Below are 24,950 nucleotides of genomic sequence, written 5' to 3'. Positions count from 1 at the left end.
GAGGACGGCTGATCCTGCTGTCTCCCGGATCGTTCGTGCAGGGGGACGCCCGGACCTCGTGCCGGTCCCGGAAAGGGTCTCGCCCCGGCGGGACGGACAGTGGATCATGGCAGGGTTCTGAGCCGCCGTCGGGAAGCGCCACTGTCAAGGAGCCAGCCGGATTATGACCACGACCACGTTGGACGGTGCGCGCCACCGGCTCCTCAACATCGGCTACCGACTGCTCGGCTCCCTGACCGAGGCGGAGGACGCCGTCCAGGAGGCGTACGCCCGTTGGTACGCCCTCCCGGTCGCCCAGCAGGAGGCGATCCGGACGCCCGACGCCTGGCTCGCGACCGTCACCAGCCGGATCTGCCTCGACCTCCTCGGCTCGGCCCGGGCCCGGCGCGAACGGTACGTCGGCGAGTGGATCCCCGAGCCGGTGCCCGACCGCACCGAATGGCCCGCCGCCCAGCCCGGCGACGGCCACCAGGACCCGGCGGAGCGGATCGCCCTGGACGAGTCGGTGGACATGGCGCTGCTGGTCGTCCTGGAGACGATGACCCCCGCCGAGCGGGTCGCCTTCGTCCTGCACGACGTCTTCGGCTACCCCTTCGGCGACGTGGCGGTGGTGCTCGACCGCACGGCGGCGGCGTGCCGGCAGCTGACCGCCTCGGCCCGGCGACGGGTCCGGCAGGCCGAGCTGTCGAGCGGTGCGGAGGCGGGGGTGACGGCGGATCAGGCGCGGGTGGTGCGCGACTTCAAGCACGCCTGGGAGCGGAAGGACATAGCGGCTCTCGTCGCGCTCCTGGCCCCCGGGGCGGTGCTGACCGCCGACGGGGGTGGGCTGGTCAGCTCCGCCCTCCAACCGCTGGTCGGTGCCGGGCAGATCGTGGGTGCCCTGCTGGGCATCGCCGACCGTTCACCGGGCCAGACGCTGCGGGAGTACTCGGTCAACGGCCGGCCCGGGCTGGTCTCGCTCCTCGGCGGCACCACGGTCACGGTGGCGGCCTTCGCACTGGACGGGGACGGGCGGATCGCGCGGATCTGGGCGGTGCGGAATCCGGAGAAGCTGCAGGGGTGGGAAGCGGCGCCGGGGCAGCGGTGAGGGTGGTCGGCGGGATCTGCCGGAGCGTCAAGTGATTGAGGGTGGGCGGCGGTTTGGGGTGCATGGGGCACTGCCTCTGGGCGGTGTGGTGAGCAACTGACCGGAAGCCTCAAGCCCTGCTCGCGGAGTGGGCAGCCTCGCGCGTGCGGGGAGCAGACTCTGTGAGCTGGGGTGATGTCAGCGCCTGGAGGCGTTCTGTGCAACTTCCGGGAAGTCGGACATTGCTCGCATTCTGGAGATGTTGTGTTCAACGGTCAGACTACCGTCCTGACGGACCGTCTGGAGCTGTCGCGATCCACCTGCGGTGTCAGGTCACCTCGTGGTGCCCAGCCGGTCTGATGGGGCGGCGCCGACGACGAATCCGGCATTATGTATCGCCCCTGTCACCACCGTTGAGTGGTACTCCCACAGCGACAAGAGAGGCGTCTGCATGTCCGTCGAGGTGGAGCTCAAGGCGGTGGTGCGGGAGCCTGCGGCGGTGGCGGCCCGGCTGGAGGGGATGTGTGGGCCTGGGCGGGAGGAGATCTATCGGGACACCTACTACGACGGCCAGGGCGAGGAGTTGGGCCGGGGCGATCGTGAACTTCGGGTCCGGACGGTGGTCGGGAGCGGCGGCGTACGGACGGTGCTGACGTACAAGGGGCCCCGACTGGACGGGGCCTCCGAGGCGAAGCCGGAGTACGAGACGGAGGTGGCGGACGCGAAGGCGGTGGATGCGATCGTCCGTGGGCTCGGGTACCGGCCGGTGATCCGGTTCGAGAAGCACTGCCGGAACTACGCGCTGCGGGAGAGCGGTTGGGACCTGCTGGCGACGCTGGTACGGGTCCCGGAGCTGAACGGGACGTTCATCGAAATCGAGGCCGTGGTGGCGGAGGGCGAGGTGGCCTCTGCCCTGGGAGCGGTACGTTCCGCGCTCGCCGGACTCGGCATCCACGTAGGTGACTTGACGACGGAGCTGTACACCGAGGCCGTGGCGAAGGCACGTTGAACCTGATCTGCGGACCCCGCACCGATGGTGACGAGGAGTCGGTCGTGCGGAGCGGCGAGAGAGGGTTCGTTCGCTGCTGGTCAGGGTCGGTGCCACACCAGGGTGTAGCGCCAGAACAGTCGGCGGCGCAGGCGGGCGCCGGGAAGGATGCGGTGGGCCTCGCTTGTGATGTCCGTGAAGGTCATCGTCGCGGGTGCGGTCGGTGCGGTCATCGCCGTTGGCCGGGGTGCTGTGCGGCCCTTGTTCTTGAGCCAGGCCATGGCCAGGTTCGCGGGGATGGCGATGGCGTCGATCAGGAAGTCGCTGCGGGTGTGCGGGCGGTAGACGCCGACGACCACCAGGGTCCCGTTCGGGGCCAGTTGGTGGCGGAAGCAGGTGAGGGCCTCCCCGAAGGGCAGGTGGTGGATGGCGGCCACACAGGTGATGACGTCGTGCTGGCCGGCGGCGGGCGGGTCGAGCAGGGCGTCGCCGACGGTGAAGGTCACCGCGCCGGAGTGAGGGGTGAGCGCCCGGGCCCGGGCGACGATGGCGGGGTCGGCATCGATGCCGTGCACCGTGGTGGCGCGGGTGGCCAGGAGCCGGGCGAGGTCGCCGCTGCCGGAGCCGATGTCGAGGGCGCTGCCGAACTGCTTCGGGAGGTGACGGAGGATCCGGCGGTGGTAGTGGGCGTTGTGGTCCCAGGGGTGGGTGGAGTGGAAGCGGTCCAGCGCTCGGAATGTGCGGAGGAGGAGGGGATGCATGGGGTGATTGGATCAGATGGCACCTGTGGGAGGCCAAATGAGAAGCAAGGAGTGGTAGAGGTGCTGAAGTGTGAGCTGGGGATGGGTAGTTCGCTCCGGATTCTTCCTAGCCGCGCCTTCCCGGTGGTGGTGACTGCACGGGTGGCCGGGGTGGGTCGGAGGATGCGGACCTGGGCCTGGATCTGTCGCTGACCGGTGTCCCGGGAATTCGGCCAGGACGTCGCCACGGGTACGTAGCCCAGCCGATCAGGGCATTCGGCCGGCCGCTGGAGCGTCACGGCGCGCAACTTCGGCCGGATGTCGTACCGGTGAGGCCGATAGGGTCTCGGTCATGCCCTTCTCCGCTGTGATCTTCGACTTCTTCGGCACCCTGACGCCGAGCACGCCCACGGAGATCTGGGACGAACACGCGGCCCGCAGCGCGGCCCCGCTCGGGATCCCGGTCCGGCAGTGGCGTCGGGCACTGGACGCATCGTTCCCGGAACGGGCCGTCGGGGCGCTGGGTGATCTGCCTCGGACGATCCGCACCCTCGCCGGGCGCTGCGGAGTCGACCCGGACGACGAGGCGCTGGCGGCCGCGACGGCGGCCAGACTCGCGTGCCAGCGCGAACTGTTCACTCTCCGCGAGGACGCGCTCGACACCCTGGAGCGCCTTCGCCGTGACGGCCTTCGGATCGGGGTCCTGAGCGACTGCACGGTCGAACTCGCCGAGACCTGGCCGACGCTGCCGCTCGCCCCGCTGGTCGACGCGGTCGTCCTGTCCTGCGAGGAGGGGCGCAGGAAGCCGGACCCGGAGCTGTTCCGCAAGGTCGCCCGGGACCTTGGTGTACCGGCCGGTGAGTGCCTCTACGTGGGCGACGGTGGCGGCGACGAACTCAGCGGCGCGACCGCACGAGGAATGACCGCGGTCATGCTGCGGGCCGCCGACTGGGCGGTCAACGACGCACACGCCCGTGAGGACAGCTGGCCGGGACCGTTCTTCCCGGCGCTGTCCGACGCCGTCGCCGCCGCCGGCGATCCGTCCTTGATCGGCACCTGAGGGTGCCGCCTCGGAGCGCCCTGTCCGGCTCATCGCGGTCCGGGCATTCGCGGCCCGTCGGCGCAGGGCCGCAACTCGCGGGCAAGTGAGGCGAGTTCAGTCGCGTGACGGCTACGTCCGACCAGTCGGCGGCCCGGTCGGCCCAGTACGGCGCGACTCGGTGATCGCCGCAGTCGTGAAACAGCCACCGGGCCGTCGGTCGGACGGGTCTCGAGTGCGGCGGGGGTATACAGGTGGGAGCGGTTCCGCGTGAAGTGGCTCTGGGCGGGAGCGAGTTGGCCCAGGGGCGGGCGGCTCGGGAGAGGCAGCTGGGTTGGGCCGCCGGTAGTCGAGGACCGGACGGTGGTGCACGGGGGATCCGGGGGCGGGCCCGGAGGGCAACGGGAGGCCGTGACGGGGAAGTGTCCCGCCGGTGCCGTACCGGGGTCGCAGGGCAGTGAAGGCCACGGGGGTGCGGGGCCTCGTACCGGGCGGCGGGCGTTCGGTGTGCTCCGACCGTTGCGGTCCTCGTGCTGACGGTGGGTCACGGGCTGCTGGTGCCCGGCCCGGAGGGGCCGTCGTCGCGCCGGACGTCCGGCGCCGAGCGGTCCGGGCAGGCCACCGACGGACCGGCCCGGGGAGGTGGTCGGCGAGGAGTGTGCTCCGGGCACGGCAGAATGACCGTCGGGTGGCGGGCAGACCCGTCGGGGGACGTGGTGTCAGGAGGCCGGGATGGATGAGGGTGTGGCGCGGGAGCGGGACGGGCGGCTGGCGGAGCTGCGGGAGGTGCTGCGGTCCCGGCCGCCGATGGCCCGCGAGCTGCCGGGCTTCGACGTGACGGAGGTGCCTGCGGAGCCGGCCGAACTGCACGTGGCCTGGCTGCTGGAGGCCCTGCGGGCCGGGGTGCCGGATGCACAGCTGGTGACCCTCTCCACGGTGGACGGGGACGGGCGGCCGGACGCGCGGATCGTCGGGCTGCGGGACATCGATCCGGCTGCGGGCACCTGGAGCTTCGTGGCGGACCGGCGGAGCCCGAAGGGACACCAGCTGGCGACCGCGCCGTGGGCGGCGATGACTTCGTACTGGCCCGCCTCGGGGCGGCAGGTGCGGCTGCGCGGGCCGGTGGTGGCGGTGGACCAGCAGGACGCGCCGAGGGCGGAGCGCAGCGTCAGCCCCGCCGCGCACGCCGCCGCGCTGGTCGGGCGGCAGAGCGAGGACCTGGGGTCGCTGGCGGAGTTCGGACCGCTCTGGGAGCGGGCGCTGGCCCTGGCGACGGTCGATCCGGACGGGCCGGTGCCGGGGCTGACGAAGTATCTGCTGCGGGCGGACACGGTGGAGTTCTGGCAGGGGGACGCGGGGCGGCAGCACGTGCGGTTGGCGTACTGCCGGGGGAGCGAGGGGTGGCGGCGGTCGCTGCTCTGGCCCTGACGGGACCCGTGCGGGGCGGCACCACCCCGGGCCGGTGGTGGGACGGGGCGTGGGGGCGGCTCCGTGCGATGATCGCGGGGTGGCGAGGACGACGGAACGGGCGGTGCGGCGGGCGGCGCGGCGGGCGGTGGTGGCGCTGCTGGCCGTCCTGCTGGTGGCCGGGCCGGCGGTGGGGCCGGCGGCGGCGGCGGAGGGCTCGCGCCGGGAGTTCACCGTCCGGGACGAGCGGATCACCGAGTCCAGCGGGCTGACGGCGAGTCAGCGGCACCCCGGCGTGTACTGGACCCACAACGACAGCGACGACGGCCCCTACGTCTACGGGGTGGACGCCGCCACCGGGCGGACGGTGGCCACGCTGACGCTGCGCGGGGTGAAGCCGAGGGACGTCGAGGCGATCGCGCTCGGACCGGAGGGCCGGCTCTACCTGGCCGACATCGGGGACAACCTCCACGGCAAGTGGCCGGAGGTCTGGCTCTACGCCTTCGAGGAGCCGGCCCGGCTCGCCGACCAGACGGTGCAGGTCACCAAGTACCGGGTGCGGTACGCGGACGGGCCGCGCGACGCGGAGGCGCTGCTCGTGCACCCGGTGACCGGGCGGGTGTACATCGCCAGCAAGGACCAGCGGGAGGGGCACCTCTACGAGGGGCCGGAGAGCCTGTCGAGCACGGCGGTCAACGTGTTCCGGCCGGTCGGTGACGTGCCGTGGGTGACGGACGGGGCGTTCTCGCCGGACGGTCGCCGGGTGGTCCTGCGCGGGTACTTCTGGGCGAAGCTGTACGACTGGACGGGCGGTGGGCTGGGGGCGGAGAAGTCGGTGTCGGTGCCGTTCCAGCGGCAGGGGGAGTCGGTCACCTTCACGGCGGACGGCTCGGCGCTGATGTTCGGCAGCGAGGGGAAGGGCTCAGAGGTGTGGCGGGTGCCGGTCCCGGGCGCCGAGAAGAGTGCGGACCCCAGCGCCACCCCCGGCGCGCAGCCGACAGGGAGCCCCACCGGGACGGCGGCGCCGTCGGCCACGGCGTCCGGGAGTCCGGTGGCCACGGTGGCGCAGCCGGGCGAGGGGCCGAACCACCTCGGGGCGCTGCTGCTGGCAGCAGCTGCCGTCGGGGCGCTGGTGTGGTGGCGCAAGGGCCGCGCGAAGGGGTGACGGACCTCGCGGCCCGCCGTGACGGACCCCGCGGCCCGCCGAGCCGGACCCGGCGGCGTACCGTGCCGGGGTGAGGACCCGTCAGCCGGGCGGGTGGTGAGGAGCGGTGACGTGAGCCGAATCGGGTACCAGGACGTCCGGGCGGCCGGTGCGCGGATCGCGGGGGCGGTGCGGCCGGTCGGGGTGGTGCCGACGGGGACGGCGGGGGTGTGGTTCGCCCTGGAGCAGCTCCAGCACACCGGGAGCTTCAAGGCCCGGGGCGCGCAGAACTTCCTCCGCGCCCACCGGGAGGCCGGTACCCTCCCCGAGGCGGGGGTGACGATCGCCTCCGGTGGCAACGCCGGGCTGGCCTGCGCCTGGGCGGCCGGACAGCAGGGGGTGCGGGCCACCGTCTTCCTGCCGGTGAACGCGCCGGCGGTGAAGGTGGAGCGGCTGCGCGGGTACGGAGCGCAGGTGCGGCTGGCCGGGCGGGAGTACGCCGAGGCGCTGGCGGCCTGTCAGGAGTACGCGGCGGAGAGCGGGGCGCTGGCCTCGCACGCCTACGACCACCCGCTGATCGCGGCCGGGGCCGGGACGCTGCTGGAGGAGATCCGGGCCGGGCTGCCGGGCGTGGACACGGTGGTGGTCGCGGTGGGCGGCGGCGGACTGTTCGCCGGCGTGGCCACGGCTGCGGCCGAGCACGGCATCCGGACGGTGGCGGTGGAGCCGGAGAACTGCCGGGCGCTGAACGCCGCGATCGAGGCCGGGGCGGTGGTGGACGTCCCGGTGGAGTCGGTGGCCGCCGACTCGCTCGGGGCGCGGCGGGTCTCGGCACAGGCGCTGGCGGTGGCCGGGCGGGGCGGTGCGTCGGTGCGGTCGGTGCTGGTGCCGGAGGCGGCGATCACCGGGGCGCGGCAGGCGCTGTGGGAGGAGCACCGCCTGGTGGTGGAGCACGCGGCGGCCACCGCCTGGGCGGCGGTGCGGCACGGTGCGTACCGGCCGGCCGAGGGGGAGCGGGTCTGCGTGGTGCTCTGCGGGGCGAACACCGATCCGGCCACGGTGTCGGGGGTGGATGCGACGGACTGAGGGCCGTGCGCGGAACGGGCGGGGGTACGTCGTGCCGTGGGGTGCGCGCAGTGGGGTGCGTGGCGGGGTCGTGCGGCAGGGGCGTGCGGCGATGCTCAGAGGCTGCTCAGAACGGCGTGGCGGGTGGGTGGGGACCTGACGGAGACACCGGGGACTTGCTACCGGGGCGGCCGGGAGCGGGGCAGCATGTGCCTGCCACGTGATCGTGGACCCAGCCGTCGGCGCGCTCGGGGACCCCGGGTGGCCCCGGCGGCCTGAACCGCAAGGACATGCCCATGGACTCCACCAGAACCCGCCCCCCGCAGGACGACCCCACCACGGGCCGTCCGCCCGGTGCGGACCCGGCCGGCTCGCCGGAGGGCCTGCACGCCGGTCTGAAGAACCGTCACCTGTCGATGATCGCGATCGGCGGGGTGATCGGCGCCGGTCTGTTCGTCGGGTCGAGCGCCGGGATCGCCAAGGCGGGGCCGGCCATCCTTCTGTCGTACCTGCTGGTCGGCGTGCTGGTGGTGCTGGTGATGCGGATGCTCGGGGAGATGGCGGCGGCCAGCCCGGACCCGGGCTCGTTCTCGGCGTACGCGGACCGGGCGCTGGGCCGCTGGGCCGGCTTCTCGATCGGCTGGCTGTACTGGTTCTTCTGGGTGGTGGTGCTGGCGGTGGAGGCCACCGCCGGGGCGGTGATCCTGGAGGGCTGGGTCCCGGCCGTCCCGCAGTGGGCCTGGGCGCTGATCGTGATGGCGGTGCTGACCGTCACCAACCTGGGCTCGGTCGCCTCCTACGGCGAGTTCGAGTTCTGGTTCGCCGGGATCAAGGTGGTGGCGATCTCCGCCTTCGTGGTGGTCGGCCTGCTCGCCGTCTTCGGCCTGCTGCCCGGCTCGGACAACCCGGGCGCCGGGCTGGCCCACCTGACCGACACCGGCGGCTTCTTCCCGCACGGGGCCGGGGCGGTGCTGACCGGTGTGCTGATGGTGGTCTTCTCCTTCATGGGCAGCGAGATCGTCACGCTGGCCGCCGGCGAGTCGGCCGACCCCCGACGGGCCGTCACCCGGGCCACCAACTCGGTGATCTGGCGGATCGCGGTCTTCTACCTGGGCTCGATCCTGGTGGTGCTCACCCTGCTGCCGTGGAACGACCCGGCGATCACCGAGAAGGGCTCGTACGTCGCCGCGCTGGACTCGATCGGCATCCCGCAGGCGGGCACCATCATGGAGGTGGTGATCCTCACCTCGGTGCTGTCCTGCCTCAACTCCGGCCTCTACACCGCCTCCCGGATGGCCTTCTCGCTGGGCGAGCGCGGCGACGCGCCCGCTTCCTTCGCCCGGGTGAACCGGCGCGGCGTGCCGGTGGCGGCGATCCTCGGCTCGGTGGTCTTCGGCTTCGTCGCGGTGTACTTCAACTACCAGTTCAAGGACACCGTCTTCAGCTTCCTGCTGAACTCCTCCGGGGCGATCGCGCTCTTCGTCTGGCTGGTGATCTGCTGCACCCAGCTGCGGATGCGCGGCATCCTGCTGCGGGAGAAGCCGGAGGGGCTGACGGTGAAGATGTGGCTCTTCCCGTGGCTGACCTGGGCGGCCATCGCGATGATCGTCTTCGTGATCGGCTACATGTTCACGGACGACGAGAACCGCGAGGTGGTGTCGCTCTCGCTGGGCGTGGCGGCCTTCGTGGTGCTGCTCGGCGTGGTGCACGGGCAGCGCAAGCGCGGTGAGCGGGAGGGCAAGCAGCGGGCGCGCGAGGCGAAGGGTGAGGCCGAGGCCGACTCGAAGAGCGGGGCGATCAGCGGATCGTGAAGCCCTGGTGTGCGGGCCCGGTGGCCGGGGAGTCGTCCCACTGCTCGGCCACCGTGCCCACCCGGCCGGGGGTGTCGCCGGACCGGAGCCACTCCAGCAGGCGGGTGCACTCCGCCCGGCCACCATCGGCCAGCACCTCCACCCCGCCGTCGGCGAGGTTGCGGGCGTAGCCGGTCAGCCCGCCGATCGCGGCGGCCCGCTCCCTGACGGACCATCGGAAGCCGACGCCCTGGACGAGCCCGTGGACGAGGACGGTCAGACGGGTGCGGTCGTCGGCGCTCATCCGCCCACCGTAGCCGAGCCGGTCGGACCGGCGGCGCCGTCCCACGCCGGGTCGGCACACCGACGGACCGGTCCGGTGGGCCGCGGTGGGCGGACCAGCGCCGCCGTGGCCGGACCCTAGCGGTCGAGGGCGTCGAACCAGCGGATGATCTGCGGCGTGGCCAGCCGCAGCGTGTCGAAGTGGCCGACCGGGCCCTGGTCGAGCACGGCGGCCCGCACCCCGTGCTTGGCCAGATCGGCCGCGCAGGAGCGGGAGTTGGCGATCGGCACGTCGCGGTCGCCGTTCGCGGCGTACAGCCGGACGGGCGCGGCGGGGCGCCAGTCGCAGCCGCCGTCGGTGGCGTCCAGCGCTGCCGAGAGCCCCGGGCCGGGCGCGCCGAGCTGGTCGTGGAAGGAGTCGGTGAGCAGCTCGCGGACGGTGCCCGGCAGGGCCGCGACCACCTCCTCCTCGGTGTGCCGGGTGTCGAAGAGCCCCTCCACCACGGCGGCGTACGGAGCCCGGAACACCTCGCTCGGATCGCGGTAGAGCGGGTGCAGGCGGTTGGCGGCGGTCAGGTAGTAGGAGAGGTAGAAGACGGCCGAGCGCTCGTCCACCCGCCCGTCCAGGATGCCCGGCAGCTCCGCGCCCCGGACGTCGTGCGGCCCGGCCACCGGGGCCAGCCCGCGCAGCCGCAGGTGCCGGTCGGAGATCCTGGCCAGCTCCCGGCCGAGGGCCATGGCCACCTGGCCGCCCTGGGAGAAGCCGGTGGCGTACACGTCCCCGGTCAGCGGGCGCCCCAGCCGACGGCCGGCCTCGTCCGCGGCGCGCAGCAGGTCGAGCGAGGCGGAGACGGCGGAGCGGGTGTCCATGTAGGGGTGCAGGCCGGGGCCGAGCCCGAGGCCGAGGTAGTCGGGGGCGGCGACCGCGCGCCCGGCCGAGGACTGCAGGTAGGGGGAGAGCTTGCCGAAGTCCTCGGCGGTGGACGGCGCGTAGTCCCGGTGCACCATCGTGCCGTGGGTGTCGGAGACCACCGCGAGGCGGCGCGGACCGCCCTGCGGCAGCACGAACAGACCGGTGGCGGTGGTCGGGGCGCCCTGCGGGGTGACGGTGCGGTAGGTCAGCCGGTAGGCGGTGATGCCGTGACGGACGGTGCCGGTGTCCACGCCGAAGTTCCCGGCGAAGGCGGTCAGCTGAGCGGTGCTCAGCCGCTCCAGCGGGGTCACGGAGAGCAGGGCACCCCGACCGGTGGTGGGGGTGGCAGCCGAGTCGGCGGCCGTGGTGGTGCGGGTGGTGGCGGCTGCGCTGGCGGGCGCCGCGACGCCGACCGCCAGGAGGGCAGCGGCGGCCAGGGCGAGGGCCCGTCGGCTGCGGGAACGGCCGTACGTGGAGCGGGAGTTCTGCGGGTCGGTGGTCATGGTGAGGACGCTACGGGCGGGCGGCCCGGGGCCGGTACCCGGCCAGCACCCCGCCCGGGGTGGGGCTGTCCCCCGTAACGAGGACGGGAGACGGCCCCTGGGGAGCGGGACCGCATCGGGGCGGGTGTGCTGGGCGCCACAGGGCTGGGACCCTTACCGGTAAGGGGAGCCTTGTTATGCTGCCAAGGCGTCCCGAGGGAGAAGTCCGGTGAGAACCCGGCGCTGACCCGCAACGGTGGAACGGCCCCTGACGGGCCGTGAGTCCGATCGCCCCCGGCGGCGCTGTCCTCCCGAGAACTCGCCGCGGACTGCGAGGGGAAGTCGAACGGCGCGCCCGCCCGGCGTGCGGACGCCCGTCGTCCGCCACCGCCGCAGCCGGCTCCACCGGTCGCGCCCCCGTACGCCCGGCGCCCGACCGAAGGCCCGGCCCGTTGAGCAGCGCGACCACCGCGACCACCGCCACCGGACGTCCCGGCGGCGCCACCAGCCCGCCGGGCCCCGCGTCGCCCACCCGGCCACCGCTGCGCACCGGTGCCCTGGCCGTCGGTCTCGCCGTGGTCCTGCTGGTCTCGCTGCTCTGCGGTGTCGCCCTCGGGTCCTCCGGGCTGAGCCTCGGCCAGGTCACCCACTTCCTCCAGGCCGGGCTGACCGGCGGGCGCATCCACGCCGACCAGGCGGCCGGCTACGCCATCGTCTGGGAGATTCGGCTGCCCAGGGTGGTGCTGGCCGCCGTGGTCGGCGCCGGGCTCTCCGCCGTGGGCGTGGCCGTTCAGGCCATGGTCCGCAACGCGCTGGCCGACCCCTTCGTGCTGGGCATCTCCTCCGGCGCCGCGGTCGGGGCGAACGCCGTGCTGCTGCTCGGCGCCTTCGCCTCGCTCGGCGTCTGGGCGCTCTCGCTCTCGGCCTTCAGCTCGGCGCTGGCCGCGATGGTGCTGGTGTACGCGGTGGCCCGCACCGCTCAGGGCCTGACACCGCTGCGGCTGGTGCTCACCGGCACCGCACTGGCCTACGGCTTCTCCGCCGTCACCTCGCTGATGGTCTTCTCGGCGGAGCGCGGCGAGGCGGCCCGGACGGCGATGATGTGGCTGCTTGGCAGCCTGGGCGGGGCGACCTGGGCCTCGGTGCCGATCGCCGCCGCGACGGTGCTGGCCGGGCTGGTCTACCTGCTGGCCGCCGCCGGGAGCCTGGACGCGCTGGCGATGGGCGACGAGACGGCGGCGGCGCTCGGCGTGGACGCGTCCCGGCTGCGACGGGCGCTGTTCCTGGTGACCGCCGCCGTCACCGGGACGGTGGTGGCGGTGAGCGGGGCGATCGGCTTCGTCGGGCTGATGGTGCCGCACCTGGCCCGGATGCTGGTCGGGGCCGGGCACCGACGGGTGCTGACGGTGGCTCCGCTGCTCGGCGCGGTGCTGCTGGTGTGGGTGGACATCGTCTCCCGGCTGCTGCTCGCCCCGGCGGAACTGCCGGTCGGGGTGATCACGGCGGTGCTCGGGGTGCCGTGCTTCCTGCTGCTGATGCGGCGCCGCTCGTACAGCTTCGGTGGCCGCTGATGGGGACTCAACGGCGGCGCGGCACACGGCCGGGGAGGGACGCGGGGACGGACACGAGGGCGGAGACGGCAGTGGGGACGAAGGCGGGGACGGGCGTGCGGGGCGCCGCCGTTCCGGTGGGAGGACGGGCGTGAAGGTCGAGATCGACGCGGTGTCGGTGGAGATCGCCGGGGCACGGCTGGTGCACGAGGCGAGCCTGGCGGCCGACTCCGGCCAGGTGATCGGGCTGGTCGGGCCGAACGGGAGCGGCAAGTCCACGCTGCTGCGGACCGTCTACCGGGCGCTGCGCCCGAGCGCCGGCCGGGTGCTGCTGGACGGCGAGGACCTGCACGGCCTGACGGCCCGTGAGGGGGCCCGCCGGGTCGGGGCGCTGCCGCAGGAGACGGTGTCCGAGTTCGACTTCACGGTGGCCGAGGTGGTGGGCATGGGCCGGCTGCCGCACCGGCGCGGCTTCGGCGGTCCGTCGCCCGAGGACGCCGTCGGCACCGAGGCCGCGCTGGCGCAGGTCGGTGCCGCCCACCTGGCCGGGCGGGGCTTCCTCCAACTCTCCGGCGGTGAGAAGCAGCGGGTGCTGATCGCCCGCGCGCTGGTGCAGCGCCCGCAGGTGCTGGTGCTGGACGAGCCGACCAACCACCTGGACATCGCGCACCAGTTGGAGGTGCTGGCGCTGGTCCGCGACAGCGGGCTCACCGTCCTCACCGCGCTGCACGACCTCAACCTGGCCGCCGCCCACTGCGATCTGCTCCACGTCATCGAGGGCGGTCGGATTGTCACCTCCGGTCCGCCGGGCGAGGTGCTCTCGGCCGGGCTGCTGGCCGAGGTCTTCGGGGTGCGCGCGCACCCCGTCCGGCACCCCGTGACCGGGGCCGTCCAACTGCTCTTCGACCGTCTCTCCACCGATTCCTGAGGAAGTACCACGTTGTTCACCGCACCCCGCCGCGCCCTGGCCGGCGCCGCCGCCCTGACCCTCTCGCTCGGCCTGGCCGGCTGCGGCGCCGAGGTCGTCCCCTCGGCGGAGACCGCGAAGTCCGCGCACTACCCCGTCACGGTGGACAACTGCGGTCGTCAGGCGACGTACCAGCAGAAGCCCGCCCGGGTGGTCACCAACGACATCGGGATCACCGAGCTGATGCTCGCCCTCGGCCTGGCCGACCGGATGGCCGGGTACGTCATGCCGGACGAGAAGGGCGACCTCGCGGCGGTGCCGTGGGCCAAGGAGTACGAGCGCGCCCCGTGGCTCTCCAAGAAGGAGATCACCAAGGAGCTGGTGCTGGACGCCAAGGCCGACCTGGTCTTCGCGGGGTGGAACTACGGGTGGAACGAGACCGCCGGCCTCACCCCCGAGGGCCTGGGCAAGCTGGGCGTCGGCACGTACACGCTGACCGAGTCCTGCCGCAACGGCAACGAGAAGGCCCGGGGTGTGATGCCGCCGCTGGACGCGCTCTACGCGGACCTGGCCAACCTCGGGCGGATCTTCGAGGTGGAGGAGAAGGCGGCTCAGCTGACCGCGGAGTTCAAGGCGGAGGTGGCGAAGGCGGAGGCCGGCGCGGCGGGCGGGCGGCAGCCGAAGGTCTTCCTCTACGACAGCGGCCAGGACAAGCCGTTCACCTCGGGCCGGTTCGCCGCGCCGGAGCAGATCATCACCAAGGCGGGCGGGAAGAACGTCTTCGGCGACCTGGACGACTCCTGGACCACCGTGGGCTGGGAGGCCGTGGTCTCCCGCGATCCGGAGGTGATCGTCATCAACGACTACGGCGACACCGGTGCCGAGGCCAAGCGGCAGTTCCTGAAGTCCTACCCGCCGCTGGCCCAGGTGTCCGCCGTGAAGAACGACCGGATCTTCGTGCTCTCGTACGTCGACCTGGTGGAGAGCCCGCGCAACCCCTCGGCGATCACCCGGCTGGCCGCCTACCTGAAGGGCGTCACCGGCTGACGTCCGGCGGCGGGTCCAGCGGCGGGTCCGGGTCCGGTGGCGGGTCTGTCGGGTCCGGGTCGTCCGGGACGAAGACGCTCAGCTGGTAGGTGGTCGGGAAGACGCCCCGTCCGCAGAACATGTCCCCCCGCAGCTCGCTCGGGTCGAGCTCGGGCCGTGCGGTGAGGAGGTCCCGGAGGAACGCCGTCTGCTCCTCCGGGTCCTGGGTGCTCAGCAGCACCTCCCAACGGCCCGACGGGCGCGCGTCCCACTCGGCGGCCCGCCGCTGCCGCTCCTCCTGCTGCTTGCGTCTGCGCTTGCGCTGTCCGGGCACGGGGTCAGCATGGCCCCACCGGGTGGGCCCGGCAAGCGAATTGCTAGCGCCAGGGGCGGTGGTCGGTGGGCAGGCCGGCCAGCACCCGGGCGGCGCGGGCCTGCCAGGTGTGGTGGGTGAGGTGCCCGCGCAGGGCGTTGGTGGCGAGGCGCTCGCGGAGTTCGGGGTCCTCGGTGAGGCGACGGACGGCCTTGATCCAGTCCTCCACCGCGTCGGGCGGGCAGAGCAGGGAGTCGACCTCGTCGGTGAGCAGCTCGCGCAGCAGCGGGTGGTCGGAGGCGATCACCGCCCTACCGTGGGCGAGGTACTCGGCGAGGGCGGTGGGCACGGTGCGCCGGGCGGCGCCGTCGGCGAGCTGCTGGTGCGGTGCGAGCACCAGGTCGAAGGCCCGCAGGTAGCGGGTGACCTGGGCCGGTGGGCAGTGGCCGTGGAAGTGCACGTTGACGGAGCGGCAGCGGTCGCGCCAGTGGCGGACCTCGGCCTCGGTGCCGCCGACCAGGTGGAAGTCCGCCTCCGGTAAGCGGTCGGCCAGGGCGAGCAGCAGGCCGGTGCCCCGGCCGGCGGACAGGCCGCCGACCACGCCGATCCGCAAGGCGCCTGCCCGGCCCGGGAGTTCGGCCGCCGGACCGTCCGGAAGGACCGGGTCGGCGCCGGGCAGTGCGGTGATCAGGTCGGGCCCCGGCAGCTCCCGACCGGGGCCCCGGGTGTCCGGGGTCCGGGGCGGGGCTGCCGGGTCGGGCGCCGGTGTGGTGGTCGGTGCGGCGGCCGGTGTGACGGCGGGTGTGACGGCGGCTGTCCCGGTGCTCCGGGCCGGTGGGTACGGGAAGGCCGCCAGCAGTTCCTCGGCCAGCGTCCGGGAGGCGGCCACCACCCGGTGGAGCCGCCGGCGCCGCAGTAGCCGGCGCTCCAGGGCGCGGTCGAACCGCGCGGTCGGCACCCGGTCGGTCTCCTGCACCATCGGGGCGACGGCGGCGCAGGCCAGCAGGGCGAGCCGGTCGTCCCCGTAGAGCAGGTCCGGCTCGGCCCGTCGGCGCAGCTCGGCCCGGACCCGGCGGGCGCGCAGCCAGGGGCCGAGCAGCGGGACGGCGGGCTGGGGGAGGACGCGGACCTCGAAGCGGTTGCGGGTGCCGTAGTAGGCGTAGAGGTCGTCGGCCGGCACCGACCCGGGGCGCGCGTAGAGGATCACCTGGTGACCGGCGTCCACCATGGCGTCGCACATCCGCACGGCCCGGACGCCCGCGGCGTGCTCGGCGGGGATGCTGCCGTCGTGCAGGTACGCGATGCGCATGTTCGGGGGCCTCCGGGAGTGGTCCAGACCCGGGACATGCTTCCCGGTGCCGTCACCCCGTCACAACGGCGCCGGGGTACGGGCGGTGGTACGCCGGGGCGCACGGGGGCGCGGGCGGCCGGTGCGGCGGGACGCGCGCGTGGTCAGGCGGTCTCAGAAGAGGGCGGCCTGCTCCGCCGGGCGGACGTGCGGGCGCTCGGTGAGGCCGGTGCAGGGGCCCGGGGCGCACGGGCGGAGCGTCCAACCGGTCAGCAGCCGGGTGTCGAGGAGCAGCGGGACCTCGGGGGGAGTGGCGGTGGCGGTGGTGGCAGCGGCGGGGAGCTGATCGGGCGTCAGGAAGAGCTGCTGGCCGACCGGCGCGCGCAGCACGCCGCTGATCCGGGCCCCGTCGGAGAGCGCGGTGACCTCGCGGTAGGCCGGTGGTGGCCCGTCGGCCAGGCCGAACAGGGCCACCTGGTCGACCACCGGCCCCTCTGGGAAGAGCTCGACCGCGTGCCCGGCCAGCACCGGCAGCACCTCGGCCCGCAGCGCCCGGACGGCGGCGGCCCGCTCGCGCGGACCGGGCAGGTGCCACCACCCCTGGTTCTTGGCCTTGGTGGTGAAGCGCTCCCGGGCCAGGCCGGACTGGGACACCGTCCGCTCCGCCCGCCGCACGCCCGGCAGCGGCCCGCGCGCCAGGAAGGTCCAGGCCGGGGCGGCCTGCTCCAGCAGGCGGGCGGTGCCGCGCTGCTCCGCGGTCAGGCCGATCTTGGCCAGGCCGGGGCCGAACCAGGCCAGGTAGAGGTGGTAGGTGCGGCCGTCGTCCACCACCCGGTCGCGGGCCAGCGCCAGGCCCTGGTCGGCGTCCTGACAGGCCGGACACTGCCCGGCCTTCCCGGCCGGGTCGAGCTCGGCGGAGGTGGGGCAGGGGTGGTGGCGCTGTGCCGTGCGGATGCCGGTGCAGCGGCGCGGGCCGGTCAGCTCCCACCCGATCCGGGTGCCCGCGCCGACCTCGCGGTGGTGCACCTCCGCGCCCCGGGCGGCGGTGAGCCGCGGCACGCCCTCGCGCCAGCGCAGCCCCGTCGCCGTCCAGCCCTGCTCCGCCCGGTTCCCGTCCATGGGACGTGAGCGTACGGCCCGGCACCGACAACCGGTCCGGCGGGTCCGGGGGGAGCATTGGCGGTGATCGGGAATCCTGTTGGGAGGACGATCTGACGATCGGCTATATTCGCGCAGCCGTCCCCGTCGACGGAACCACGTCTTCAGGGAGAGCCCCTTGTCGTCCGAGCCCGACCGGCCGAGCCCGCCCCCCACCGCCGCAGGCGCAGCCGAGGCCGCCCCCGTGCCGCCGCAGGCCGCGGACCCGTTCGCCGCGCCCCGGGTGGTCGATCCCTTCGCCCCGCCGTCCCACGACCCGTCAGGTGCCGCCCCGTACCCGGGCCCGCCGTACGGCGGTGCTCCGTACGGCGCTCCCTATGGCGGTGCTCCCTACGGCGGTGCTCCCCATCCTGGTGGACCGTACGGCGGGGGCGGGTACTGGCAGGGACCGGTGCCGCCGGCCACCGGGACCAACGGGATGGCCATCGCCTCCCTGGTGGTCGGGGTGCTCGGCCTGTTCTGCCTGGCCTGGACGGTGGGCCTGGGGCTCGGCATCGCGGCGCTGCGCCAGATCAGACGCCGACCGCAGCGGGGCAGGGGCCTGGCGGTGGCCGGCATCGTGCTGTCCACCTGCTGGGGCCTGGTGACGCTGGCCCTGAGCCCGTACGTGTACGAGGGTTTCAAGGAGGGCCTGGCCGCCGGCGACCGGGTCGCGGTCTTCGACCTCAAGGCCGGCGACTGCATGAAGGAGCCGACCGGAGACCGGCAGGTCCGGCCGCGCTTCACCCTGGTGCCGTGCAGCGAGCCGCACCACGGAGAGGTGTTCGGCGTGGCGCACCTGCCCGGTGCGGACTACCCCGGGACCGCCCGGCTGGAGCAGCTTTCCGCGCTGGAGTGCATCGGCCCGCAGTACGCCTACACCCCGGACTACCTCAGCGTGCCGCGCAGCGTCGAGTCCACCACCGTCTACCCGGAGCAGAAGGCCTGGGCGGCCACCAAGCGGGCGATCTGCCTCTTCGACTCCGAGCAGACCCGCACCGGCACCCTCCGGCAGGACCAGTCCCGCTTCACCGCCGAGCAGTCGGGCTACCTGGCGGCGACCCGGGAGCTGGACATGGCCCTGGACGCGGAGCCGACACTGTCCGTCGAGGATGCCGTCGACGAGTACCAGGAGTGGGGCCGGAAGGTCTCCGCCGCCGCGACCGGTGCCAAGTCGGGCCTGGCCAAGGTGGTGTGGAGCGAGGCGAACCGGCAGCCGATGGTGGAGCTGCTGGCCGAGCTGGACGAGGTCATCGCCCAGGGCAGGAAGCTCCACGAGACCCAGGACGAGGACGTGGACGCCCTCTACGACGCCTACGACGCCCTCGGCGAGAGCGCCAACAGCGAGGCCGACAGCGCGCTCCGCTCGGCGATCGGCCTGCGCTCCAGCGCCCCGGACGAGCAGGCCGCGCCGGTCTGACGCTCCGTCAGGACGGGCCGGGGGCAAGGCCGTCGGGCCCGGGCCGTAGAGTGCCCGGTGTCCGCACCGGCCCGGCCCGAGGAGTCCGCCCCCATGACCGCCGATCCTTCCGCCCCCGCCCCCGCCCGCTTCGATGCGGTCCTGGCGGGGGCGTTCGCCGTCCTGCTCGGTGGCGGCAGCGGTGACGGCGTGGAATTCGGTGCGCAGTACGCGGTGTTCCACGCCGACGACTCGCTGGATGAGTTCCTGTTCCCGAACGCGTGGTGCCGGGCGGAGGTGCTCGCCGATCCCGCGCCGCGCGAACTCCCTTACGGCGAGGACGAGTACGTCCTCGGGGCGGCGGGCCGGAGGTTCCTCCCGGCGGAGAGCCTGTTCCGCTTCGACCCGATGCTGCTGGACGGCACCGGCCCCTGGGGGGAGGACGGCCACAAGGGACCCCGGCCGTTCGACGCCGGGTTCGGCGCCGCCGTCCGGGCCGTCGGGGTGGAGCCGGAGGAGGGCGGCGAGGTGCTGGTCCGCGGCGCCGAACTGGCCGCGCTGCTGACCCGGTACGGCGTCGAGCTGGCCTCCGTCGGCGCGCTCAACGGCTGGCTGGGGGTGGTGCTGAGGGTCGACTGCGACGGGACGCTGGACGACGCGATGCGGGCGGCGACCTTCACCACCGGCACCCCCGCCGAGTGGGCCGGACTCCCCGGTGAGGACCGGGAGCCGAGTGCGGCCGACCCGTGGCAGGACGCCCTGGCCGTCGTCCCCGACGCCGCCGTGCGGCGACGGCTGCGCCACCTCTCCCGTTCCGCGCGTGACGCCAGGGCGTACGGTGCCCGGTACCGGGCGGCGGAGACCTGGCCGGCGGCCACCGAGTCGCTGGCGGCGGCGGGCCATCTCCTGGTCGCGGGCTGGGAGTTCGGCGAGTGCCAGGCCGGCACGGCGGTCGTCCGCCTGGCCGGACCGGAGCGCACCGGGTAGCGCTGCCACCGGCGGACCCGGGCAGGCCCTGCGGTGGAGCTGTCGTCAGGTGCCCGGCTGATCACGGCCTGGAGCGTGCCCCGCGAGGCCGGTGCCTCGGCGGCTCGCTCGGCCTGCCGGCGGCCTTTCTCGGAGAGCGCCGGACCGCTGCCGCTGCCGATGCCGGGTGGCCGCGCGGGTCACCGGCGGACCCGGGCAGGCCCTGCGGTGGAGCTGTCGTCAGGTGCCGGGCTGATCACGGCCTGGAGCGTGCCCCGCGAGGCCGGTGCCTCGGCGGCTCGCTCGGCCTGCCGGTGGCCCTTCTCGGAGAGCGCCGGACCGCTGCCGCTGCCGCTGCCGGAGCCGGGTGGCCGCGCGGCTGCTCCCGTTCGGGCGAAGAGCCGGTCGGCCACCGCTCCGTCGTCGTCCGGGCGTCCGCGCCGTGATGACGCCGGACCCCGACGGCGGCTCGGACCGGGGCGGCCCCGACCCGCTGCACCGTGGTGGCGGAGGTGGTGCTGACGGTCCGTCACGAGGCGGGGGCACCGTCGAGCGGGTCGCCCAGGACGAAGGCGTGCAGGTGCTGGTCGTGCCAGCCGTCCGCGTGGCGGAGGGCGCCGCGCATGGTGCCTTCGAAGGAGTAGCCCGCCTTCTCGGCGACCCGGCAGGAGGCCGGGTTGGCGGTGGAGTGGCAGAGGCGGAGGCGGTGCAGGCCGTACTCCTGCACCGCCCAGCGGGTGACCCGCCGGACGGCGGCGACCGCGAGGCCCCGGCCTCGGGCGGCGGGCAGCAGCCAGTAGACCAACTCAGCCGTGCCGTGGTCGAGTTCGAGGTCGTTGCAGCCGATCAGGCCGAGCACCTCGGGGCCGTCCGCGATGGCCCAGACGGCTCCGGTCCCGGCCTGCCAGCGGTCCTGCATCCGGGCGATCCGGCCACGGGCCTCGTCCGCCGTGGCCACCTCGAACAGGTTCCACTGCCGGATCGCCGGATCCCGGCCAGCCGCGAGCAGGGCGGCGGCGTCGGTGGCCCGCCAGGGCCGCAGCTCGGGGCCGCCGAGCACGGCCGGGCCGGCCGGCGGCAGATCGAGCACGGGCTGGTCGGCGCGAGGGGCAAGGGGGGTGAGGGTGTCGGTCATCCCGGCATCCTGGCACGTCAGGGCCTGGTGTCCGGCTCAGCGGCGGCGCAGCCGCGCCAGCACCCGTTCGCGCAGCAGCAGGTACTCGGGCTTGGGACGGCGCCACTCGTCGAAGGGCGGACGGGGCACCACGGTGCCTTCGGTGACCAGCTCGTGCGGGCCGAACTGCTCACGGGTCAGGTCGATCTCGACGCCGGCACCGAGCCGGTTCCACCAGTGGAAGTCCACCCGCTCGCCGTCGACCAGCACCTCGCCCCGCAGCAGCTCGCCGCCGAGCAGGTCGTGCACCACCATCGCCGTGACGCCGCACTGGTCGCGGGCCGGGTTCTCGGCCGTCCAGCGGGCCCGGTACTCGGGCGTGCAGGTCTCGGCGGTCCAGGACGCGCGGACGGCCCGTTCGATGTCGGTGAGGAGGAGGGGTGTCATGCCGGGGATGCTGTCAGGTGCCTCCGACAGGACGGTCCGTCAGGAATCGCCAGGTCACGGAGTCTGACGGCCTTCGATTATGTGATTTGACTACGGCGAGGATCACCACGCATAGTTCCCCGCATGGCTGGATACCTCGTTTCGCGCAGGCACATCGACCTGCGCCGTGTGACGGCGATGAGCTGTCGCCCCAGCTGCTGACGCGCGCCCACTCCCGGCGCTGACGCCGACCGCCCGCCGCGTTCCTCCTCCCCTCCGCACCACCCGCACCCGTGTGCCCGCGTCTGGGCCCGCGTGCCCCGCGCTGCCTCCGTCCCGCCCCGGTGCTCACGACCGCGGCCGGTCCGTCGGCGCGCGGTCTTCCTCCTGCCGATCCCCGCTTCGCCATGTCTGGAGCCCCCGTGTCCTCGCGCCGTTACGTCGTCGCCGCCCTCGCCGCCGCCCTCGCCCTGGCTCCGCTCACCGCGTGCAGCTCCTCCGCCGGGTCCTCGGACAAGGCCGCCGACAACCCGTACAAGCTCACCACCCCCGGCACCGTCCGGGTCGGCACGCTCTCGGACGCGCCGCCGAACGTCTACCTGAAGGACGGCAAGTTCACCGGCTTCGACAACGACCTGTTCAACGCCGTGGCCGCCAAGGCCGGGCTGAAGGTGGAGTACGCCTCGACGGACTTCTCCGCGCTGCTCTCCCAGGTCGCCAACCGCAAGTTCGACGTGGGCAGTTCGTCCATCACCATCACCGAGGCCCGGAAGAAGACGGTGGCCTTCACCAACGGCTACGACTTCGGCTACTTCGGCCTCGACGTGCCCGCCGGCTCCCCGATCAAGAGCTTCGACCAGCTCGCCGGCAAGCGCGTGGTGGTCGTGCAGGGCACCGTCCAGGACGACTACGCCACCAAGAACAAGCTCGACCCGGTCCGCGTCCCGGACTACAACAGCGCGCTCAACCAGCTGAAGACCGGCACCGCCGAGGCGTGGATCTCGCCCGCCGAGATCGGCGAGAAGAGCGCCAACGACAGTGGCGGCAAGGTGGTGCTGGCGCAGAAGCAGCTCAGCTCCTCGCCGACCGCCTTCGCCGTCGCGCTGGACCGCCCGGAGCTGCTCGGCGCGCTGAACAAGGCGCTGGACGAGGTGATCACGGACGGCACCTGGACCAAGCTCCAGGCGCAGTACTACCCGGGCCGTCCGATCCCGGAGGGCTTCAAGCCGGGCAGCGGCTCGGTCGCCTTCCCGCCGCTGCCGGCCTCCTGATCACCCGCGACCACTGACGACACAGAGGACCGGAGACTGACGTGGACCAGCTGGGCACGCTGGCGGAGACCTTCTTCAACTGGGAGTCGATGCGCGCCGCGATTCCCGACCTGCTCACCACCGGCGTGCCCAACACGCTGATCCTCGCCGTGAGTTCGGCCGTCGTCGGGACGGTCCTCGGCCTGCTGCTGGCGGTCGCCGGGATCGCCCGGACCCGCTGGCTGCGGTGGCCGGCCCGGATCTACACGGACGTGTTCCGGGGCCTGCCGGCCGCCGTCACCATCCTGCTGATCGGGGTCGGGCTGGCCCCGCAGGGCATGCTGATCTGGGGGCCGGACCCGTACCCGCTCGGCATCCTGGCGCTCTCGCTGATCGCCGCCGCCTACTTCGGCGAGATCTTCCGCTCCGGCATCCAGAGCGTGGAGCCGGGCCAGCTGGAGGCGGCCCGGGCGCTCGGGTTCTCCTACGGGGCGGCGATGCGGCTGGTGATCGTGCCGCTCGGGGTCCGGCGGGTGCTGCCGGCCTGGGTGAACCAGCTGATCGCCCTGATCAAGGACTCCAGCCTGATCTACTTCCTCGGCCTGATGGCGGACCAGCGCGACCTGTTCCGGATCGGCCAGGACGCCGCCGCCAACACCGGCAACGAATCCGCCCTGGTGCTGGCCGGACTCTTCTACCTCCTGCTCACCGTGCCGCTGACCCACTTGGTCAACGTGGTCGACCGCCGCCTGCGCGACGGCCGCGCGGTGGTCGAGCCCGACGCCGCCGAGCCGGCCCCCGTCCCCGAAGGAGCGGCACGTGCCTGACACCACCACCTCCGCCTTCTCGCCGGTCAGCCTGGCCACCCGTGACCTGCACCTCTCGCTGGGCGGCAACGCGATCCTGCGCGGCGTCGACTTGGATGTCCCGAAGGGGCACACCGTCTCGGTGATCGGCCCCTCCGGCTCCGGCAAGTCCACCCTGCTGCGGACCGTCAACCGGCTGCTGGAGCCCGACCGGGGCGACGTGCTGCTGGACGGCGAGAGCGTGCTCGGCGGCAGCCCCGACCTGCTGCGCCATCAGATCGGCATGGTGTTCCAGCAGTTCAACCTCTTCCCGCACCTGAGCGTGCTGCGCAACCTCACCCTCCCGTTGCGCAAGCTGCGCGGCCTCTCCCGGGAGGAGGCGGCCGAGCAGGCGCTGGAGCAGCTGGACCTGGTCGGGCTGCGGCACAAGGCGGAGGTCCGGCCGGGCCGGCTCTCCGGCGGGCAGCAGCAGCGGGTGGCGATCGCCCGCGCCCTGGTGATGCGACCCCGGGTGATGCTCTTCGACGAGGCGACCTCCGCGCTGGACCCGGAGCTGGTCAAGGGCGTGCTGGCGCTGATGGCCGACCTGGGGAAGGAGGGCATGACGATGGTCGTGGTCACCCACGAGATGGGCTTCGCCCGCTCGGTCTCGGACGGCGTCGCCTTCATGGACGGCGGCGTGGTGGTGGAGTCGGGCCCGCCGGAGGCGGTGTTCGGCGCACCGGAGAGCCCGCGGCTGCGGCAGTTCCTCGCCGACGTGCTGTGAGCGCACCGCGCTGAGCAGCGGAAACCCGGGTGCGCCCGGGCGGCCCGGCCGGGCAGACTGCCGGGATGGAGACGGTCGGGGCGGTGGTCGGGTGGGCGTTGGCGGCGGCGCGGGCGGGGGAGGAGTACCGGAAGCCCCTGTGGCGGGCCGCTGCTGACGCGGCGTCGGCCCTGGCGCTCGGCCGGGAGCTCACCGGCTCGGCGGATGCGATCGAGCGCGAGGTGGGCGCCGCCCTGGTGGGGGACGCGGCCGACCATGAGAAGGGGCTCGGCGCGGAGGCCGCCACCGTGCTGCTCGCACTCGCCGGGCGGGAGACGGCGGACGCGGTGCCGGCAGTGCTGCCCCGGGCGCTGGGGCAGACCGAGGACCGGCGCGCGCTGCCGGCGGTGCTGGCCCTCGCCGGGCACTCCGAGGCCGTGATTCGGCGCGAAGTGGCTTGCTCCCTCTCCTCGTTGGCCACCGGCCTGCCGGACGGACCGGACGTCCGCGCGCTGATCGCGCTGACCCGCGACCGGGACCCGGAGGTGCGGAACTGGGCGACCTTCACCCTCGGCTTCCTGTACGAGCTCGACACCGTCGAGGTCCGCGCCGTGCTGTGGGAACGGACCGCCGACGACTTCCCCGACGTCCGGGAGGAGGGCATCCGGGGCCTGGCCCGGCGCCACGATCCGGGCGCGATCGCCCTGGTGGCCGAGCTGCTGGCCGATCCCGAGGGTGCGCACGTGCACACCTTCGCGGCGGCGGAGATCCTGGGAGTCCCCGAACTGCTGCCGTACCTGGAGGACTACGACCCCGACGACCCGGGTGTCAGCGCGGCGGTCCGGGCCTGCGACCCGGAGCAGCGGGGCAGGCTGGACGCCCTCGCCTGGGCGCTGGTGTGCGAACTCGCGCGGCTGGCACCCGAGTCGGGGGCCGGGGTGTACCGGGAGCGGTTCGGCCCGGATCTCCGGGTGGGTGCGGGTGGGGTCGCGTGGGACGTCGAGGCGCTGCTGCGCCGGGCCGGCGGTGACCCCGTACGAGCTGCCGGACTGGCCGTTGCCGATCTGGCGTAATCCGGTCGACACCGGCCCCGGCGCCCGGCAGAGT

General features: G+C 74.1%; 24 protein-coding genes and 1 riboswitch. Of the genes, 16 read left to right on the top strand and 8 right to left on the bottom strand.

The window, feature by feature from the left end; translation table 11 throughout:
• Window positions 1-163 precede the first annotated feature (163 nt).
• On the top strand, window positions 164-1,087 hold the full coding sequence (sigJ, locus tag ACIRBX_RS02035; protein ID WP_402293170.1) for an RNA polymerase sigma factor SigJ: 924 nt from the start codon (window positions 164-166) through the stop codon (window positions 1,085-1,087).
• Between the two features lie 304 nt (window positions 1,088-1,391).
• Window positions 1,392-2,075 (top strand): class IV adenylate cyclase, encoded by a 684-nt coding sequence (cyaB, locus tag ACIRBX_RS02030; RefSeq protein ID WP_402293169.1) that lies wholly within the window; start codon window positions 1,392-1,394, stop codon window positions 2,073-2,075.
• Between the two features lie 80 nt (window positions 2,076-2,155).
• Here cyaB and ACIRBX_RS02025 read toward each other — a convergent pair whose 3' ends face one another.
• Entirely contained in the window at window positions 2,156-2,815 is a 660-nt protein-coding gene (locus tag ACIRBX_RS02025) for a class I SAM-dependent methyltransferase (protein WP_402293168.1), read from the bottom strand.
• 331 nt (window positions 2,816-3,146) lie between these two features.
• On the opposite strand from ACIRBX_RS02025, the gene ACIRBX_RS02020 reads away from it, so the two are divergent.
• The 5 genes from ACIRBX_RS02020 (at window position 3,147) to ACIRBX_RS02000 (ending at window position 9,260) form a co-directional block, all read left to right on the top strand.
• Complete coding sequence (locus ACIRBX_RS02020; protein WP_402293167.1) at window positions 3,147-3,854, top strand: HAD family hydrolase; 708 nt, start codon at window positions 3,147-3,149, stop codon at window positions 3,852-3,854.
• Window positions 3,855-4,565: 711 nt separating this feature from the next.
• Window positions 4,566-5,261 (top strand): pyridoxal 5'-phosphate synthase, encoded by a 696-nt coding sequence (locus ACIRBX_RS02015; RefSeq protein WP_402293166.1) that lies wholly within the window; start codon window positions 4,566-4,568, stop codon window positions 5,259-5,261.
• A gap of 79 nt (window positions 5,262-5,340) precedes the next feature.
• Window positions 5,341-6,405, top strand: a complete 1,065-nt coding sequence (locus ACIRBX_RS02010) for a WD40 repeat domain-containing protein (RefSeq protein WP_402293165.1) — start codon at window positions 5,341-5,343, stop codon at window positions 6,403-6,405.
• Between the two features lie 111 nt (window positions 6,406-6,516).
• A complete protein-coding gene (locus ACIRBX_RS02005; RefSeq protein ID WP_402293164.1) occupies window positions 6,517-7,470 on the top strand; it encodes a serine/threonine dehydratase in 954 nt (317 codons plus the stop codon).
• Window positions 7,471-7,739: 269 nt separating this feature from the next.
• Window positions 7,740-9,260, top strand: a complete 1,521-nt coding sequence (locus ACIRBX_RS02000; protein ID WP_402293163.1) for an amino acid permease — start codon at window positions 7,740-7,742, stop codon at window positions 9,258-9,260.
• Here the strand turns inward: ACIRBX_RS02000 and ACIRBX_RS01995 are convergent.
• Window positions 9,247-9,543 carry an acylphosphatase gene (locus ACIRBX_RS01995; RefSeq protein WP_402293161.1) on the bottom strand — a complete coding sequence of 99 codons (297 nt, stop codon included), beginning with the start codon at window positions 9,541-9,543 and terminating at the stop codon, window positions 9,247-9,249. The two genes, ACIRBX_RS02000 and ACIRBX_RS01995, sit on opposite strands and share 14 nt — an antisense overlap.
• A 116-nt stretch (window positions 9,544-9,659) precedes the next feature.
• Window positions 9,660-10,937: an alpha/beta hydrolase gene (locus ACIRBX_RS01990; RefSeq protein ID WP_402293160.1), complete on the bottom strand. Its 1,278-nt coding sequence runs from the start codon at window positions 10,935-10,937 to the stop codon at window positions 9,660-9,662.
• Window positions 10,938-11,083: 146 nt separating this feature from the next.
• Window positions 11,084-11,228, top strand: a riboswitch (cobalamin riboswitch).
• A 230-nt stretch (window positions 11,229-11,458) separates the two neighbouring features.
• Between ACIRBX_RS01990 and ACIRBX_RS01985 the strand changes: the two genes are divergently transcribed.
• The 3 genes from ACIRBX_RS01985 to ACIRBX_RS01975 all read left to right on the top strand — a co-directional run bounded on the left by ACIRBX_RS01985 (window position 11,459) and on the right by ACIRBX_RS01975 (window position 14,420).
• On the top strand, window positions 11,459-12,487 hold the full coding sequence (locus tag ACIRBX_RS01985; protein WP_402293880.1) for a FecCD family ABC transporter permease: 1,029 nt from the start codon (window positions 11,459-11,461) through the stop codon (window positions 12,485-12,487).
• A 130-nt stretch (window positions 12,488-12,617) separates the two neighbouring features.
• On the top strand, window positions 12,618-13,394 hold the full coding sequence (locus tag ACIRBX_RS01980) for an ABC transporter ATP-binding protein (RefSeq protein WP_402293159.1): 777 nt from the start codon (window positions 12,618-12,620) through the stop codon (window positions 13,392-13,394).
• Between the two features lie 12 nt (window positions 13,395-13,406).
• Window positions 13,407-14,420 (top strand): ABC transporter substrate-binding protein, encoded by a 1,014-nt coding sequence (locus ACIRBX_RS01975; protein WP_402293158.1) that lies wholly within the window; start codon window positions 13,407-13,409, stop codon window positions 14,418-14,420.
• Here the strand turns inward: ACIRBX_RS01975 and ACIRBX_RS01970 are convergent.
• The 3 genes from ACIRBX_RS01970 to ACIRBX_RS01960 all read right to left on the bottom strand — a co-directional run bounded on the left by ACIRBX_RS01970 (window position 14,410) and on the right by ACIRBX_RS01960 (window position 17,119).
• Window positions 14,410-14,733 (bottom strand): hypothetical protein, encoded by a 324-nt coding sequence (locus ACIRBX_RS01970; protein ID WP_402293157.1) that lies wholly within the window; start codon window positions 14,731-14,733, stop codon window positions 14,410-14,412. The genes ACIRBX_RS01975 and ACIRBX_RS01970 overlap by 11 nt on opposite strands.
• A 43-nt stretch (window positions 14,734-14,776) precedes the next feature.
• Window positions 14,777-16,021: a glycosyltransferase family 4 protein gene (locus ACIRBX_RS01965; protein WP_402293156.1), complete on the bottom strand. Its 1,245-nt coding sequence runs from the start codon at window positions 16,019-16,021 to the stop codon at window positions 14,777-14,779.
• 153 nt (window positions 16,022-16,174) lie between these two features.
• The gene (locus tag ACIRBX_RS01960) at window positions 16,175-17,119 is read right to left on the bottom strand and encodes a hypothetical protein (protein ID WP_402293155.1); all 945 of its coding nucleotides are present in this window, start codon (window positions 17,117-17,119) and stop codon (window positions 16,175-16,177) included.
• A 157-nt stretch (window positions 17,120-17,276) separates the two neighbouring features.
• Here ACIRBX_RS01960 and ACIRBX_RS01955 point away from each other — a divergent pair, with 157 nt between their 5' ends.
• Complete coding sequence (locus ACIRBX_RS01955) at window positions 17,277-18,557, top strand: DUF4190 domain-containing protein (protein ID WP_402293154.1); 1,281 nt, start codon at window positions 17,277-17,279, stop codon at window positions 18,555-18,557.
• A 93-nt stretch (window positions 18,558-18,650) separates the two neighbouring features.
• Window positions 18,651-19,523: a hypothetical protein gene (locus ACIRBX_RS01950; protein ID WP_402293153.1), complete on the top strand. Its 873-nt coding sequence runs from the start codon at window positions 18,651-18,653 to the stop codon at window positions 19,521-19,523.
• A 508-nt stretch (window positions 19,524-20,031) separates the two neighbouring features.
• On the opposite strand, the gene ACIRBX_RS01945 is transcribed toward ACIRBX_RS01950, so the two are convergent.
• Both ACIRBX_RS01945 and ACIRBX_RS01940 read right to left on the bottom strand, forming a co-directional pair.
• Window positions 20,032-20,637, bottom strand: coding sequence for a GNAT family N-acetyltransferase (locus tag ACIRBX_RS01945; protein WP_402293152.1), 606 nt, complete (start codon window positions 20,635-20,637; stop codon window positions 20,032-20,034).
• 36 nt (window positions 20,638-20,673) lie between these two features.
• The gene (locus tag ACIRBX_RS01940) at window positions 20,674-21,063 is read right to left on the bottom strand and encodes a hypothetical protein (RefSeq protein ID WP_402293151.1); all 390 of its coding nucleotides are present in this window, start codon (window positions 21,061-21,063) and stop codon (window positions 20,674-20,676) included.
• 401 nt (window positions 21,064-21,464) lie between these two features.
• Here ACIRBX_RS01940 and ACIRBX_RS01935 point away from each other — a divergent pair, with 401 nt between their 5' ends.
• The 4 genes from ACIRBX_RS01935 (at window position 21,465) to ACIRBX_RS01920 (ending at window position 24,916) form a co-directional block, all read left to right on the top strand.
• Window positions 21,465-22,313, top strand: coding sequence for an ABC transporter substrate-binding protein (locus ACIRBX_RS01935; protein WP_402293150.1), 849 nt, complete (start codon window positions 21,465-21,467; stop codon window positions 22,311-22,313).
• 41 nt (window positions 22,314-22,354) lie between these two features.
• Window positions 22,355-23,119: an amino acid ABC transporter permease gene (locus tag ACIRBX_RS01930; RefSeq protein ID WP_402293149.1), complete on the top strand. Its 765-nt coding sequence runs from the start codon at window positions 22,355-22,357 to the stop codon at window positions 23,117-23,119.
• Window positions 23,112-23,864: an amino acid ABC transporter ATP-binding protein gene (locus tag ACIRBX_RS01925; RefSeq protein WP_402293148.1), complete on the top strand. Its 753-nt coding sequence runs from the start codon at window positions 23,112-23,114 to the stop codon at window positions 23,862-23,864. The genes ACIRBX_RS01930 and ACIRBX_RS01925 overlap by 8 nt, the downstream gene beginning before the upstream one ends.
• 65 nt (window positions 23,865-23,929) lie before the next feature.
• Window positions 23,930-24,916, top strand: coding sequence for a HEAT repeat domain-containing protein (locus ACIRBX_RS01920; RefSeq protein ID WP_402293147.1), 987 nt, complete (start codon window positions 23,930-23,932; stop codon window positions 24,914-24,916).
• The last annotated feature ends 34 nt before the right edge of the window (window positions 24,917-24,950 follow it).

The sequence above is a fragment of the Kitasatospora sp. NPDC096147 genome (assembly GCF_044763225.1).
Taxonomy (GTDB): domain Bacteria; phylum Actinomycetota; class Actinomycetes; order Streptomycetales; family Streptomycetaceae; genus Kitasatospora.
The sequence above is the reverse complement of the archived record's forward strand: the minus strand, read 5'-3'. Positions and strand labels throughout refer to the sequence as shown.

Coding starts and splice junctions, on each gene's coding strand:
- sigJ (WP_402293170.1), top strand. CDS start 164: ATGACCACGACCACGTTGGACGGTGCGCGCCACCGGCTCCTCAACATC.
- ACIRBX_RS02025 (WP_402293168.1), bottom strand. CDS start 2,815: ATGCATCCCCTCCTCCTCCGCACATTCCGAGCGCTGGACCGCTTCCAC.
- ACIRBX_RS02020 (WP_402293167.1), top strand. CDS start 3,147: ATGCCCTTCTCCGCTGTGATCTTCGACTTCTTCGGCACCCTGACGCCG.
- ACIRBX_RS02015 (WP_402293166.1), top strand. CDS start 4,566: ATGGATGAGGGTGTGGCGCGGGAGCGGGACGGGCGGCTGGCGGAGCTG.
- ACIRBX_RS02000 (WP_402293163.1), top strand. CDS start 7,740: ATGCCCATGGACTCCACCAGAACCCGCCCCCCGCAGGACGACCCCACC.
- ACIRBX_RS01995 (WP_402293161.1), bottom strand. CDS start 9,543: ATGAGCGCCGACGACCGCACCCGTCTGACCGTCCTCGTCCACGGGCTC.
- ACIRBX_RS01990 (WP_402293160.1), bottom strand. CDS start 10,937: ATGACCACCGACCCGCAGAACTCCCGCTCCACGTACGGCCGTTCCCGC.
- ACIRBX_RS01965 (WP_402293156.1), bottom strand. CDS start 16,021: ATGCGCATCGCGTACCTGCACGACGGCAGCATCCCCGCCGAGCACGCC.
- ACIRBX_RS01960 (WP_402293155.1), bottom strand. CDS start 17,119: ATGGACGGGAACCGGGCGGAGCAGGGCTGGACGGCGACGGGGCTGCGC.
- ACIRBX_RS01950 (WP_402293153.1), top strand. CDS start 18,651: ATGACCGCCGATCCTTCCGCCCCCGCCCCCGCCCGCTTCGATGCGGTC.
- ACIRBX_RS01945 (WP_402293152.1), bottom strand. CDS start 20,637: ATGACCGACACCCTCACCCCCCTTGCCCCTCGCGCCGACCAGCCCGTG.
- ACIRBX_RS01940 (WP_402293151.1), bottom strand. CDS start 21,063: ATGACACCCCTCCTCCTCACCGACATCGAACGGGCCGTCCGCGCGTCC.
- ACIRBX_RS01920 (WP_402293147.1), top strand. CDS start 23,930: ATGGAGACGGTCGGGGCGGTGGTCGGGTGGGCGTTGGCGGCGGCGCGG.